A 14,391-nucleotide genomic window follows, 5' to 3' on the forward strand; every position below is an offset into this window, starting at 1 on the left:
AAAGCATATGGTTGAAATTGAACTTGACGGTCAGAAGGTGGAAATCGCTGAAGGTTGCATGGTGATGCATGCTGCTGAAAAAGCGGGCACCTACATACCGCATTTTTGTTATCACAAAAAGCTATCTATCGCTGCCAATTGCCGCATGTGTCTGGTAGAGGTAGAAAAGGCACCCAAACCGATGCCTGCCTGTGCCACGCCTGTCACCCAAGGTATGGTCGTCCGCACCAAAAGTGATAAGGCGATACAGGCTCAAAAATCCGTGATGGAGTTTTTGCTCATCAACCATCCGCTGGATTGCCCTATATGTGATCAGGGTGGTGAGTGCCAGTTACAGGATTTGGCCGTGGGTTACGGCGGCACTTCTTCGCGCTACGAAGAAGAAAAACGTGTGGTGTTTCATAAGGATGTCGGTCCTCTTATCTCCATGGAGGAAATGAGTCGCTGCATTCATTGCACCCGTTGCGTGCGATTTGGTCAGGAAGTGGCTGGCGTCATGGAGTTGGGGATGATTCACCGTGGTGAGCATTCCGAAATCACCACTGTGACCGGTGACACCATCGATTCCGAGTTGTCGGGCAACATGATTGATATTTGCCCTGTGGGTGCTTTGACCAGCAAGCCATTTCGCTACAGCGCTCGTACCTGGGAGCTGTCCCGTCGCAAGTCGATCAGTCCCCATGACTCGACGGGTGCTAATCTGGTGGTGCAAGTCAAAAACCACAAGGTCATGCGTGTTTTGCCTTTCGAAAATGAAGACGTCAACGAATGCTGGATTGCTGACCGTGATCGCTTCTCGTATGAAGCCCTGAATAGTGCTGAGCGTCTGACGCGCCCCATGCTTAAGCAAGGAGGTGTCTGGAGTGAAGTGGATTGGCAGACCGCGCTCGAATACATCGCCAACGGTTTGCAGCAAATCAAGAAAGACCACGGTGCCAACAAGATCGGTGCCTTGGTCAGCCCTCACAGTACGCTGGAAGAGTTGTACTTGGCGCGTGCTCTGGTGCAAGGCTTGGGTAGCAATAACATCGACTATCGTCTGCGCAATGCAGAATTCGCCACCCAGCACGGCGTAAATTGGTTGGGCTGCTCCATTGCTTCTTTGTCCGCTTTGCAATCGGTTTTGGTGGTTGGATCCAACCTGCGCAAAGACCATCCTTTGTTTGCGCAGCGTGTGCGCCAAGCTGCACGCAAGGGTGCGGTGGTCACTGCTATTGATTCGGTTGTGCGTGACTGGGCTATGCCGGTGGCCCATACGCTAGTGGCACAGTCCAATGCGTGGGTGCAAGCCTTGGCAGATGTGGCCGCTGCTGTGGCACAGGCCAAAGGTGTTGTTGCACCGCAGCCTCAAGGACAGGCTGGCGAAGTGGCACAAGCCATTGCCCAAGCACTGTTGAGCGGTGAACGCAAAGCCGTTTTGCTCGGTAATGCCGCCGCTCACCATGCGCAAGCTTCCAACTTGTTGGCTTTGGCGCAATGGATTGGTGAGAATACAGGCGCTACAGTGGGGTACCTTACGGAGGCTGCCAATACTGTGGGAGCGCAGTGGGTGGGTGCGATGCCCACCGCAGAGGGTCTGAATGCCGCGCAAATGCTGGCCGGTGGACTGCGCTGCGCGCTGTTGCTGAATACCGAGCCTCAGTGGGACAGTGCTGTTGGCGCGCAGGCTGTAGCAGCGCTGGGCAAAGTCGACATGGTGATCACCATGAGCCCATTCAAGGCCAATATGGAATTCAGCGATGTGTTGTTGCCCATTGCCCCGTTCACAGAAACCTCCGGCAGTTTTATCAATGCGGAAGGTCGCGTGCAAAGCTTCCATGCCGTGGTCAAGCCTCTGGGTGAAACCCGTCCTGGCTGGAAAATTCTGCGGGTATTGGGTAACTTGCTCGGTTTGTCGAATTTCGATTTTGAAACATCGCAGGAAATTCTGACCAAAGCGGTCAATGTACCTTCTGGCGGGTTGTTAGACATGTCCACACGGCGTGTTCAGGCGCAGACTCTGACATCGCCTGCACAAGCCGGTGAACCTGTGGTGGCGTCGATTTACCAACTCGATGGCATAGTTCGCCGAGCCGCCTCATTGCAGTTGACGGTAGATGCACGCTTGGCATCTGGGGAGGTGCCAGCATGATTGATGCAATCTACAACGGTGGTCTGGGTTTGGTGTCCCAGGGATGGTGGAGCGCTGCCGTCTGGCCAGTGCTCTGGATATTGATCAAGATTGTTGTCATCTTGCTGCCGCTGATGGGGGCGGTGGCTTATCTCACGCTCTGGGAGCGTAAGCTTTTGGGTTTCATGCAGGTGCGCCATGGTCCCAACCGGGTGGGGCCTTTGGGTTTATTGCAACCCATTGCCGATGCTGTCAAGTTGCTGACCAAAGAAATCATCCAACCTTCTGCTGCCAGCAAAGGTTTGTTCATCCTTGGCCCAGTAATGGCCATCATGCCTGCTTTGGCAGCCTGGGTGGTAATTCCATTTGGCCCGGATGTGGCACTGACCAATGTCAACGTCGGTATTTTGCTGATGATGGCCATTACTTCGATTGAAGTCTATGGTGTGATTATTGCGGGGTGGGCGTCCAACTCCAAATATGCGTTTCTTGGTGCCATGCGCGCATCAGCGCAGATGGTGAGCTATGAAATTGCCATGGGCTTTTGCTTCTTGGTAGTCATCATGGTCACTGGCAGCATGAACTTGACGGCGGTGGTGATGAGCCAAGCTTCTGGCACGGCTGCTAGCTATGGTTTGAATTTCTTGTCCTGGAATTGGTTGCCACTGCTGCCGATTTTCATCGTGTATCTAATTTCTGGCGTCGCCGAAGTTAACCGCCATCCATTCGACGTGGTTGAAGGCGAAGCAGAGATCGTTGCTGGTCACATGGTGGAGTATTCAGGCATGGGTTTTGCCATCTTCTTTCTGGCTGAATATGCCAGCATGTGGCTGGTGTCCATTCTGGCGGTGCTGATGTTCCTGGGGGGCTGGCTCTCGCCTGTGGCGGCGCTTGACTTCATTCCCGGCTGGATCTGGCTGGGTATCAAGACATTCGTGGTGGTATCCATGTTTATCTGGATTCGCGCTACTTTCCCGCGCTTTCGCTATGACCAGATCATGCGTTTGGGCTGGAAAATCTTTATTCCGGTCACTTTGGTGTGGCTGGTGCTGGTCGGGGGCTGGTTGCACTCGCCGTGGAACATCTGGAAATGAGCGGGGATACACAAATGGCTGCTGTTGCTGCTGCATCCTTTTCCATCAAGGATTTTTTCAAAAGCTTCATGCTGGTGGAGCTGATCAAGGGGATGACCTTGACCGGGCGCTATGCCTTCCGCCGCAAAGTAACGGTGCAGTTTCCAGAGGAAAAAACACCGTTGTCGCCACGTTTCCGGGGTCTGCACGCCTTGCGCCGCTATGAAAATGGCGAAGAGCGTTGCATTGCCTGCAAACTCTGCGAGGCTGTCTGTCCTGCGACAGCTATCACTATCGAGTCGGATGTTCGCGAAGACGGTTCGCGCCGTACCACCCGCTACGACATCGATCTCACCAAGTGCATTTTTTGTGGATTTTGTGAGGAAAGCTGTCCAGTGGATTCGATCGTCGAAACGCAAATTCTCGAATACCACGGGGAAAAGCGCGGCGATTTGTATTTCACCAAGGATATGTTGTTGGCCGTGGGTGACCGCTACGAAGGCGAAATCGCTGCAGCCAAGGCAGCGGACGCCAAATACCGCTGATATTGCGCGTGCATTGACGCCTGACCTCTTACAAAGAACTGACTCATGGACGCCAAGACTGGTTTTTTCTATCTATTCTCGGTAGTGCTGCTGTATGCGGCCTTTCGGGTCGTTACTGCCCGCAATCCAGTGCATGCCGTTTTGCATTTGATGTTGGCTTTTTCGCAGGCTGCCGGTGTGTGGTTGCTGCTCAAAGCCGAGTTTCTGGCCATCGTCCTGGTGCTGGTGTACCTGGGTGCCGTCATGGTGCTTTTCATGTTCGTCGTCATGATGCTAGACATCAGAGAAGATGCGCTGCGACAAGGTTTTTGGAAGCATTTCCCACTGGCCGCCACCATGGGTGTGCTGATTGCACTTGAAATGGCTGCGATATTGATGGGTGGCTTTGGTGGCATGGATGAGCCTAAAGCGTTGGCCGTTGTTCTGGATGCTGCCGGTAATGTGGTGCCTTACTCCAATGCCAAGGCACTTGGCCAGTTGATGTACACCAAATATCTTTATCCCGTAGAAATTGCTTCGGTGATTTTGCTGGTGGGTATGGTCGCTGCCATTGCATTGACCCTGCGCCGTCGGAAAGACAGCAAGGCTATTGATCCAGCGCTACAGGTGCGTGTGCGTTCTGCGGACCGTGTGCGCCTTGTAAAAGTGACGGCTACACAAAAAGCGGCAGCTGATAGTGTTGTCGTCTCTGCTGGTGAGGAGAAAAAGGCATGACATTGACTCTGGGGCATTTTCTTTCACTTGGAGCAATGCTGTTTGCTTTGGCAGTGATCGGTATATTTTTGAATCGCAAGAATCTGATCGTCTTGCTCATGGCCATTGAACTGATGTTGTTGGCTGTCAATATGAACTTCGTTGCGTTCTCCCATTACCTGGGCGATATGCATGGACAGGTTTTTGTGTTTTTCATTCTGACCGTCGCTGCTGCTGAGTCGGCTATTGGCTTGGCCATCTTGGTGCTGCTGTTCCGCAATAAGTCCAATATCGACGCGGACACCCTCGACACCCTCCGCGGTTGATCCGACGGACATGCAAGGTTCTCCACAATGAGTCAAACCCTTTCTGCTTCAACGCTTCTGGCTGTTCCGCTGGCGCCGCTGGCGGGCGCTTTGCTCGCCGGTATTTTCGGTACGGCATTTGGTGGCAACTGGATTGGCCGCCGCGTCTCGCACACGCTCACCATCGCTGGTGTTTTGGTGGCATTCATCCTGTCTGCCATGACGCTTCAGAGCGTTGCCATGGATGGTGCCCGCTTCAATGAAACCCTCTACACCTGGATGGTGGTGGGTGGTTTCAAGATGGAAGTGGGCTTTATGGTCGATAGCCTGACAGCGATGATGATGTGCGTAGTGACCTTCGTGTCATTGATGGTGCATATCTACACCATTGGCTACATGGAAGAGGACGAAGGCTATAACCGCTTCTTCTCTTACATCTCGCTGTTTACCTTTTCCATGCTCATGCTGGTCATGAGCAACAACCTGCTACAGCTTTTCTTCGGTTGGGAGGCTGTGGGTCTGGTTTCCTATCTGCTGATCGGTTTCTGGTTCAACAAACCATCGGCTATTTTTGCCAACATGAAAGCGTTTTTGGTCAACCGTATTGGTGACTTTGGCTTCATCTTGGGTATTGGCCTGATTGCTGCCTATACCGGCACTCTCAATTACACCGAACTCTTTGGCCAGACCGGCGCCTTGGGTGCTTTGACCTTCCCAGGCACTGACTGGATGTTGATCACGGTCATTTGTATCTGCCTGTTCATCGGCGCTATGGGCAAGAGCGCGCAGTTTCCGCTGCACGTCTGGTTGCCCGACTCGATGGAAGGCCCCACACCCATTTCCGCGCTGATCCATGCTGCCACCATGGTGACGGCAGGCATTTTCATGGTGGCGCGCATGTCGCCACTGTTTGAGTTGTCGGATACGGCTTTGAACTTCATTCTGGTGATTGGCGCTATTACCGCTTTGTTCATGGGTTTCCTGGGCATCATCCAGAACGACATCAAGCGTGTGGTGGCTTATTCCACCCTGTCGCAGCTCGGTTACATGACCGTGGCGTTGGGTGCATCAGCATACTCGGTGGCTGTCTTTCACCTGATGACGCACGCTTTCTTCAAGGCTTTGCTGTTCCTGGGGGCTGGTTCGGTCATTATGGGAATGCACCACAATCAGGACATCCGCTGGATGGGCGCTGTGCGTAAGTACATGCCTATCACCTGGATTACTTCGTTGCTTGGTTCGCTGGCACTGATCGGTACACCGCTGTTCTCGGGCTTCTATTCCAAAGACAGCATCATTGAGGCTGTTCATTTCAGTAACTTGCCTGCCGCTGGTTTTGCACACTTTGCCGTCCTGGCGGGTGTCTTTGTGACTGCTTTTTATTCGTTCCGCATGTATTTCCTGGTGTTCCACGGCAAAGAGCGTTACGACCAGAATCCTGATGCACACCACCACGACGACGACCATGGCCATGGTGACCACTACGATGCCAAGCCGCACGAATCTCCTTGGGTGGTGACGGTTCCATTGGTGTTGTTGGCGATTCCTTCGGTCGTGATCGGTTTCATGACCATCCAGCCCATGCTGTTTGGTGACTTCTTCAAAGGCGTGATTTTTGTCGATCCCGTCAAGCACCCTGCCATGGCCAAACTGGCAGAGATTTTCCATGGCCCCATGGCCATGGCCACGCACGGTCTGATGACCGCGCCGTTCTGGCTGGCACTGGCTGGTGTGGCCTTGTCCTACTACATGTACATGGTGAATCCAGCTTTGCCTGCTGCCATCAAGAGAACCTTCATGCCGGTGTTCACCCTGCTTGAAAACAAGTACTACCTGGATTGGATCAACGAAAACATCCTGGCGCGCGGTGCCCGTGCTTTGGGCGTGGGTTTGTGGAAGGGTGGTGACCAGGCAGTGATTGATGGCACGCTCGTCAATGGCTCCTGGAAGCTGGTGGGATGGATTGCAGGGCTGGTTCGCCGCATGCAGACGGGGTATGTGTACCACTATGCATTGGTCATGCTTCTGGGCATTTTTGTCCTGATGACCTGGTTTGTCTGGCTCAACAAGTAGGAGAAAAACAAAAATGGGTTTGTTGAGTCTTGCCATCTGGACGCCAATCGCGTTCGGTGCGCTGCTGCTGGCTTTGGGGCGTGAGAGCCAGGTTCAGGCTGTTCGCTGGTTGGCCCTGATTGGTTCGCTGATCGGGTTTGCTGTCACTTTGCCGTTGTACGAAGGTTTCAAACTGGGCACTGCTGCGATGCAGTTTGTCGAAAAGACCCCCTGGATTGAGAGCTTCAATATCTTCTACCACCTTGGGGTAGACGGCATTTCCTTCTGGTTTGTCCCCCTGACTGCTTTCATCACAGTCATCGTGGTGATTGCCTCCTGGGAGTCCATCACCGAGCGCGTCAACCAGTACATGGGGGCGTTCCTGATCCTGTCGGGTTTGATGATCGGTGTATTCAGCGCGCTTGATGGCATGCTGTTTTACGTGTTCTTTGAGGCCACGCTGATACCGATGTACCTCATCATCGGTATCTGGGGCGGTCCGAACCGGATCTATGCAGCGTTCAAGTTTTTCCTGTACACGCTGCTGGGCTCTTTGCTGATGCTGATTGCCCTGATCTACTTGTACCACCAGTCGGGTGGCAGCTTTGATATCGCCGCTTGGCACAAACTACCATTGGATGCGCGCGCGCAGACGTTGCTGTTCTTTGCGTTCTTTGCTGCTTTTGCTGTCAAGGTGCCCATGTGGCCAGTACACACCTGGCTGCCTGACGTACACGTCGAGGCGCCCACTGGCGGCTCTGCCGTACTGGCTGCCATCATGCTGAAGCTGGGTGCGTATGGTTTCCTGCGTTTCTCTATGCCCATTGCCCCCGATGCTTCGCGTGAGTGGGCCTGGCTGATGATTACGCTGTCCCTGGTGGCCGTGCTCTACGTCGGTTTGGTGGCCATGGTGCAAAAAGACATGAAGAAGCTGGTGGCTTACTCGTCTGTGGCGCACATGGGCTTTGTCACCTTGGGCTTCTTTGTCTTCAACGACCTCGGTGTATCCGGAGGCTTGGTGCAAATGATTGCCCACGGCTTTGTCTCTGGCGCCATGTTCCTGTCGATTGGCGTGCTCTACGACCGCATGCACTCGCGTGAAATCGCCGACTACGGCGGCGTGGTCAACACCATGCCCAAGTTTGCTGCCTTTGCGCTGCTGTTCACTATGGCCAATTGCGGCCTGCCCGGAACTGCCGGTTTCGTGGGCGAGTGGATGGTGATCCTGGCTGCCGTCAAGGCCAATTTCTGGATTGGTCTGGCCGCTGCCACCGCATTGATCTGGGGTGCCGCTTACAGCCTCTGGATGTTCAAGCGTGTGTACTTGGGTCCCGTGGGCAATGAAAACGTGAAAGCCTTGCTCGACATCGGCCGCCGCGAGTTCTTCATCATGGCCGTGCTGGCCGTGGCAGTGCTGTATATGGGTGTGTACCCTCGCCCCTTCACGGACGTGATGGATGCTTCTGTGGCCGAGCTGCTCAAGCATGTGGCACTGACCAAGCTCAACTGACCAGACTGAATTGAGAGACCCGAGATGATTGACAACATCAGTTGGCTAGCCATTTACCCAGAGATTCTGCTGTTGGTCATGACCTGCGTGATTGCGCTGGTAGATCTGGGTGTGACCAGTGCCCGGCGCACGCCCACCTACGTCCTGACCCTGCTGACGCTGGCGGTGGTGGCCGTGCTCCAAGGCGTGTATGCCAGCAGCGGCAACACCTTTTATGGCTTTGGCAACATGGTGGTCAGTGACCCCATGGGAAACTGGCTCAAGTGTTTTGCTACCGTGGCCATGATGGTCACGCTGATCTATGGCCGCCCTTACGCTGCCGACCGTGACATGCTGCGCGGTGGTGAGCTCTTCACCCTGGGCATGTTCTCGTTGCTGGGCATGTTCATCATGATCGGCGGCAACAACTTCCTGGTGATTTACCTGGGCCTGGAATTGCTCACCCTCTCAGGTTATGCGCTGGTGGCACTGCGCCGTGACCACGCCACAGCCACAGAAGCAGCCATGAAGTACTTTGTACTGGGCGCCATGGCCAGCGGCTTTCTGCTGTATGGCCTGTCGATGGTGTACGGTGCCACAGGTTCGCTGGACATCGGTGAGGTCTTCAAGGCTGTGAACTCCGGTCAGATTCGCCACCAGGTGCTGGTGTTTGGCGTGGTGTTCATCGTGGCGGGCCTGGGCTTCAAACTGGGCGCTGCGCCATTCCACATGTGGGTTCCCGACGTGTACCAGGGTGCCCCCACTGTGGTCACACTGATGATCGGTGGCGCGCCCAAGTTGGCTGCTTTTGCCATCGTCATGCGCTTGCTGGTGGATGGCTTGCTGCCGTTGGCCATTGACTGGCAGCAAATGCTGGCAGTGCTGGCGATTGCCTCGCTGCTGGTCGGTAACTTGGCCGCCATTGCACAAACCAACCTCAAGCGCATGCTGGCGTACTCGACCATCTCGCAAATGGGTTTTGTATTGCTGGGTTTGCTCTCTGGCGTGATCAACGGCAACGTCGAAGCCTCGACCATCCAGGGCGCCTACAGCGCTTCCATGTTCTACGTGGTCACTTATGTGCTGACCACGCTGGCTGCCTTTGGCGTCATCCTGCTGCTGGCCCGCGAAGGGTTTGAGAGCGAAGAAATTGCCGACATGGCTGGCCTCAACCAGCGCAGCCCGCTGTATGCAGGTGTGTTGGCAGTGTGCTTGTTCTCCATGGCCGGTATTCCTCCGCTGGTGGGTTTCTATGCCAAGCTGGCAGTGTTGCAGTCGCTGATGGCATCGGGTCAGGGCTTGTACATTGCGCTGGCCGTGTTTGCGGTGGTCATGTCGCTGATTGGCGCTTTCTACTACCTGCGCGTGGTCAAGGTCATGTACTTTGATGCGCCGCTCACCGCCACCCGGGTGTCCGCTTCGCTGGAAGTGCGCGTGGTGCTGACGCTCAACGGCGCTCTGGTGCTGGTGCTGGGCATTCTGCCCGGTGGCTTGATGGCTTTGTGTGCCGATGCCATCGTGCGTTCGCTGGCCACCTGATACATCTGCCTGCCTCGTGTCCCAAACTGCTTCCATCTGGATGGTGATCGTGGCGGCTTGCATTGCCGCTAACTTGCCCTTTGTCAACCAGCGCCTGCTGGCGGCGGGGCCTGCGCTGGCATCGCACAAAAGCCTGTGGCTGCGTTTGTTGGAGCTGGTGGTGCTGTACTTTGTGGTCGGTACTTTTGCCCTGCTGCTGGAACAGCGTGCCGGGCAAATTGCCCCCCAAGGCTGGGAGTTCTACGCCATCACCGGCACGCTGTTTGTGACGCTGGCTTTTCCGGGCTTTGTCTACCGCTACCTGGTGCGTCACCGTGGCGCCTGAAAATTGTCAGCGCCTGACCGTTGATGCGCTATGAAAGTGCTTGATCTGTGTTGCCAGAACGACCACACCTTTGAGGGCTGGTTTGGCAGTGAAGCAGATTTCCAAGACCAGCACCAGCGTGGCCTGTTGCAATGCCCATTGTGTGGTGACTCCCAGGTGCGCAAGGTGCTGAGTGCGCCGCGCATTCAGCGCAGTGCCCGGACGGTCAGTGCACAAGAACCTGTACTGCCCGCCGCGTCCACTCCTTTGCCCGCATCTGCCGCGGGTGGCGCTGACCATTCTGTGGCCTCGTTGCAGGCAGCGTGGCTGGAGGTGGCGCGCAAGATTGTTGCCCAAACCGAAGACGTTGGCGCGCACTTTGCCGACGAGGCGCGGCGCATGCACCACGGTGAGGTGCCTGAGCGCGCTATCCGCGGCCAAGCCAGCCGCGAAGAAACTGTGCAGTTGCTCGACGAAGGCATTGCCGTTTTACCCTTGCCCGGCATCGCTACCAAAACCTTGCATTAACCGCTTGCAAGGCAGCAGGCAGGGCGCTAAATGCTTCTTTTTTGATAGCTGCTTGCGCCCGACTGGTAAGCTTTAGGGCCACTTTTTGTTCTGAATTGCAGGCTGCGCACATCCGTTACGTGGCCCATTGCAGCGCCGCCAGCCGCGCGTACACGCCACCCCGTGCCAGCAACTGGGCGTGGCTCCCTTGTTCCACGATGCGCCCGTGCTCCAGCACCACGATGCGATCGGCGTTTTGCACTGTGGCCAGCCGGTGGGCGATGACCAAGGTGGTACGCAAACCACTGTGGCGTTGCAGTGCCGCGTCCAGCGCTGCCTGCACCATGCGCTCGCTCTCGGCATCGAGGGCGCTGGTGGCTTCGTCCAGCAGCAGGAGCAGCGGGTTTTTCAGCAGTGCGCGGGCAATGGCAATGCGCTGGCGTTGCCCGCCCGACAGGCGCACGCCGCGCTCGCCCAGGAAGGTGGCGTAGCCCTCGGGAAGTGCCTGCAAAAAATCGTGGGCAAAGGCCTCCTTGGCAGCAGCGATGACTTCAGCGTCTGTGGCGTCGGGGCGACCATAGCGGATGTTGTCCAGCGCACTGGCTGAGAAGATCACTGCATCCTGCGGTACTGTGCCGATCTGGCGGCGCACCTCGGGCAGCGCCAGTTCGCGCACATCCACGCCGTTGAGGTAAATGCCCTGGCCCGAACCCGGGGCGTTGTCCACATCGTAAAAGCGCTGTAGCAGCTGGAACACGGTGGTTTTGCCCGCCCCGCTGGTACCCACCAGGGCCACGGTTTCGCCGGGCTCCAGCGCCAAAGTGACGTTGTGCAAGGCCATATGACCGGGGCGGGAAGGGTAGTGAAAATCCACTGCGTTCAGGCGCACGGCCAGGCCCCGGCCCGTGTCAGGCAGTGCGCGCGGTTGCGCAGGCGATGCCACGGGCGATGCGCTGTCCAGCAGTTCCATCAGTCGCTCGGTGGCACCGGCGGCGCGCAGCAAGTCGCCATACACCTCGCCCAGAACGGCCACAGCACCGGCCAGCAGCATCACGTACAGCACCGTCTGCCCCAGGTGCCCGGCGCTGGTCTGGCCAGCCAGCACCGCCTGTGTGCCCTGGTACAGACCCCACAGCAGCAGCGCCGCGTTGGCAATGATGATGAAAGCCACCAGCAGCGCCCGTGTGCGGGTGCGGCGCACGGCGGTGTCAAACGCGGCCTGCGTGGCCTGGGCAAAGCGGGTGGCTTCGCGCGGCTCGGCGGTGTAGCTTTGCACCACGCTGACGGCGTTGATCACCTCGGCGGCCAGGGCGCTGGAGTCGGCCACCCGGTCTTGGCTGGCGCGCGATAGGCGGCGCACGCGCCGACCTATCCACATGCCCGGCAGTACCACCAGCACCAGCATCAGCAGCACGATGGCCATGGCGCGTGGATTGGTCCAGACCAGCATGGCCAGCGCCCCCACGGCCATGACCGCATTGCGCAGCCCCATCGACAGCGACGAACCCACCACGGTTTGCACCAGCGTGGTGTCGGTGGTCAGGCGCGAGAGCACTTCGCCGGTCTGCGTGGTTTCAAAAAACTGCGGGCTTTGTTGCAACACATGGGCGTACACGGCATTGCGCAGGTCGGCAGTGACGCGCTCGCCCAGCCAGCTCACCAGGTAAAAGCGCGCGGCAGAAAAAATGCCCAACGCCACCGCAATGGCCAGCAGCAGGCCAAAGTGCTGGCGCAGCGCCAGCGTGGCCGCGCCTGCGTTGTCCGCATTGCCCGCGCCTGCGCTGCCTGCGCCCAGGCCCGTGTCAATCAGTGTGCGCAGCGCCCACGGAAAAGCCAGTGTGGCCAGCGCTGCCAGCAGCAAAAACAACCCGGCTACTGCGATACGCCAGCGGTAGGGGCGCAGAAAAGGCAGCAGTCCGGTGAGTGAGCGCGGCGCGCCACGCGCCGGTGTAGAAGCGGAAGGGGAAGAGGCCATGGTCGCAGTGTAGGGCTTGTGCCTTGGCCGTTTCGTGGTGTTTTTGATAGCTGCTAGCGCACATCCTGTAAGGCTTGGAGCGGTTTTTGGCTTGTAAATCGGGCCATGCCCGGTGCAGGCCATCGCCACTGCCATCGGGGGGTAGTTTTCCCTTAGGCATTAATACATAGGCGTTAGCCCCAGTGCTTGCAGGAAGGGTGCGCCCTAGGATGCGATGCAGCAAAGCACCTGCGAGGGCGCGCCATCGGGGCGCGTTTTGTTGATTTACACGGAGCGGCCAAGGCGCAATGAGCGACGTCATACTTGAAACCCAGCACCTGACCAAAGAGTTCAAGGGCTTTACCGCGGTCAGCGACGTGACACTGTCGGTGCGCCGGGGCTCCATCCATGCCCTGATCGGCCCCAACGGTGCAGGCAAAACCACCTGCTTCAATCTGCTGACCAAGTTTCTGGAGCCCACCTCGGGCACCATCCGCTTCAACGGCCACGACATCACCCGCGAGGCACCGGCGCAGATTGCCCGCCGGGGCGTGATCCGTTCGTTCCAGATATCGGCGGTGTTTCCGCACCTGACCTTGATCGAGAACGTGCGCATCGGCTTGCAGCGCAAGTTGGGCACGGCGTTCCATTTCTGGCGCAGCGAACGCAGCCTGCGCCAACTCGATGAGCGCGCCATGCAGCTGCTCACTGAAGTGGGCCTGGAAGACCTGGCCGACGAGCTCACCGTCAACCTGCCCTATGGCCGCAAGCGCGCGCTGGAGATTGCCACCACGCTGGCCATGGAGCCCGAACTCATGCTGCTGGACGAGCCCACGCAGGGCATGGGCCACGAGGACGTGGACCGCGTCACGCAGCTCATCAAGAAAGTCTCTGCCGGGCGCACCATTTTGATGGTCGAGCACAACATGAAAGTCATCTCCACCATCGCCGACCGCATCACCGTGTTGCAGCGCGGCGCTGTGCTGGCCGAAGGCGCCTACGCCGAGGTGTCGAGCAACCCGCAGGTCATGGAAGCGTACATGGGCACCACCGATGGCCAATTGCAGGGAGCGCACTGACATGGCCACTGTATCTGCCAACACCCCCGCGCTGGAGATCACCAACCTGCAAGCCTGGTACGGCGAGTCGCATGTGCTGCACGGCGTTGATATCGTGGTGCAGCCTGGCGAGGTGGTCACGCTGCTGGGCCGCAACGGCGCAGGCCGCACCACCACGATGCGCGCCATCATGGGACTGACGGGCGCGCGCAAGGGCTCCGTCAAGATCAATGGTGTGGAAACCGTGGGCATGGCCACGCACCGCATTGCCCACCTGGGCGTGGGCTACTGCCCGGAAGAGCGGGGCATTTTCTCCAGCCTGTCGTGCGAAGAGAACCTGCTGCTGCCGCCCCTGCTCAAGACGGGCACGCCCGGCATGAGCGTGGACGAGATTTACACCATGTTTCCTAACCTGGCCGAGCGCCGCCACAGCCAGGGTACGCGCCTGTCGGGCGGCGAGCAGCAAATGCTGGCCGTGGCGCGCATCCTGCGCACGGGCGCCAAGCTGCTGCTGCTGGACGAAATCTCCGAAGGCCTGGCGCCCGTCATCGTGCAGGCGCTGGCCCGCATGATCACCACGCTGCGCCAGCGCGGTTACACGGTGGTCATGGTGGAACAGAACTTCCGCTTTGCTGCGCCGCTGGCCGACCGCTTCTATGTGATGGAGCATGGCCGCATCGTCGAGCGCTTTGGCGCCAGCGAGCTGGCAGAAAAAATGCCCGTGCTCAACGAACTGCTGGGCGTTTGAGCCGCACGGCGGCA

Annotated in this window: 13 protein-coding genes; 12 read left to right on the forward strand and 1 reads right to left on the reverse strand. The window is 57.7% G+C overall.

Translation table 11 applies throughout. The annotated features are described in order from the left end of the window. The first annotated feature begins 7 nt into the window (after positions 1 to 7). Genes nuoG through EV674_RS01430 form a run of 10 tightly spaced genes read left to right on the forward strand, consistent with a single transcriptional unit; the run spans position 8 to position 10,638 of the window. Positions 8 to 2,131, forward strand: a complete 2,124-nt coding sequence (gene nuoG / locus EV674_RS01385; RefSeq protein ID WP_119011756.1) for an NADH-quinone oxidoreductase subunit NuoG — start codon at positions 8 to 10, stop codon at positions 2,129 to 2,131. Next, positions 2,128 to 3,204, forward strand: coding sequence for an NADH-quinone oxidoreductase subunit NuoH (gene nuoH / locus EV674_RS01390; RefSeq protein WP_119011757.1), 1,077 nt, complete (start codon positions 2,128 to 2,130; stop codon positions 3,202 to 3,204). The genes nuoG and nuoH overlap by 4 nt, the downstream gene beginning before the upstream one ends. A 14-nt stretch (positions 3,205 to 3,218) precedes the next feature. Beyond that, complete coding sequence (gene nuoI, locus EV674_RS01395) at positions 3,219 to 3,728, forward strand: NADH-quinone oxidoreductase subunit NuoI (RefSeq protein WP_119011898.1); 510 nt, start codon at positions 3,219 to 3,221, stop codon at positions 3,726 to 3,728. Positions 3,729 to 3,773: 45 nt separating this feature from the next. Then, the gene (locus EV674_RS01400; protein WP_119011758.1) at positions 3,774 to 4,442 is read left to right on the forward strand and encodes an NADH-quinone oxidoreductase subunit J; all 669 of its coding nucleotides are present in this window, start codon (positions 3,774 to 3,776) and stop codon (positions 4,440 to 4,442) included. Further along, positions 4,439 to 4,747 (forward strand): NADH-quinone oxidoreductase subunit NuoK, encoded by a 309-nt coding sequence (gene nuoK / locus EV674_RS01405; RefSeq protein ID WP_119011759.1) that lies wholly within the window; start codon positions 4,439 to 4,441, stop codon positions 4,745 to 4,747. The genes EV674_RS01400 and nuoK overlap by 4 nt, the downstream gene beginning before the upstream one ends. A 27-nt stretch (positions 4,748 to 4,774) precedes the next feature. Further along, complete coding sequence (gene nuoL, locus EV674_RS01410) at positions 4,775 to 6,799, forward strand: NADH-quinone oxidoreductase subunit L (RefSeq protein ID WP_119011760.1); 2,025 nt, start codon at positions 4,775 to 4,777, stop codon at positions 6,797 to 6,799. 13 nt (positions 6,800 to 6,812) lie between these two features. Next, complete coding sequence (locus tag EV674_RS01415) at positions 6,813 to 8,288, forward strand: NADH-quinone oxidoreductase subunit M (protein WP_119011761.1); 1,476 nt, start codon at positions 6,813 to 6,815, stop codon at positions 8,286 to 8,288. Between the two features lie 24 nt (positions 8,289 to 8,312). Next, positions 8,313 to 9,806 (forward strand): NADH-quinone oxidoreductase subunit NuoN, encoded by a 1,494-nt coding sequence (gene nuoN, locus EV674_RS01420; protein ID WP_119011762.1) that lies wholly within the window; start codon positions 8,313 to 8,315, stop codon positions 9,804 to 9,806. A 16-nt stretch (positions 9,807 to 9,822) separates the two neighbouring features. Next, positions 9,823 to 10,131 carry a DUF2818 family protein gene (locus EV674_RS01425; protein ID WP_119011763.1) on the forward strand — a complete coding sequence of 103 codons (309 nt, stop codon included), beginning with the start codon at positions 9,823 to 9,825 and terminating at the stop codon, positions 10,129 to 10,131. Between the two features lie 30 nt (positions 10,132 to 10,161). Continuing rightward, positions 10,162 to 10,638, forward strand: coding sequence for a DUF1178 family protein (locus EV674_RS01430; RefSeq protein WP_119011764.1), 477 nt, complete (start codon positions 10,162 to 10,164; stop codon positions 10,636 to 10,638). 115 nt (positions 10,639 to 10,753) lie between these two features. Here EV674_RS01430 and EV674_RS01435 read toward each other — a convergent pair whose 3' ends face one another. Further along, the gene (locus EV674_RS01435) at positions 10,754 to 12,592 is read right to left on the reverse strand and encodes an ABC transporter transmembrane domain-containing protein (protein WP_119011765.1); all 1,839 of its coding nucleotides are present in this window, start codon (positions 12,590 to 12,592) and stop codon (positions 10,754 to 10,756) included. A 287-nt stretch (positions 12,593 to 12,879) separates the two neighbouring features. On the opposite strand from EV674_RS01435, the gene EV674_RS01440 reads away from it, so the two are divergent. Further along, positions 12,880 to 13,650, forward strand: coding sequence for an ABC transporter ATP-binding protein (locus tag EV674_RS01440; protein ID WP_119011766.1), 771 nt, complete (start codon positions 12,880 to 12,882; stop codon positions 13,648 to 13,650). A gap of 1 nt (position 13,651) precedes the next feature. Next, positions 13,652 to 14,377 (forward strand): ABC transporter ATP-binding protein, encoded by a 726-nt coding sequence (locus tag EV674_RS01445; protein WP_119011767.1) that lies wholly within the window; start codon positions 13,652 to 13,654, stop codon positions 14,375 to 14,377. The last annotated feature ends 14 nt before the right edge of the window (positions 14,378 to 14,391 follow it).

It is taken from the genome of Simplicispira metamorpha (assembly GCF_004341365.1).
GTDB classification, from domain to species: domain Bacteria; phylum Pseudomonadota; class Gammaproteobacteria; order Burkholderiales; family Burkholderiaceae_C; genus Simplicispira; species Simplicispira metamorpha.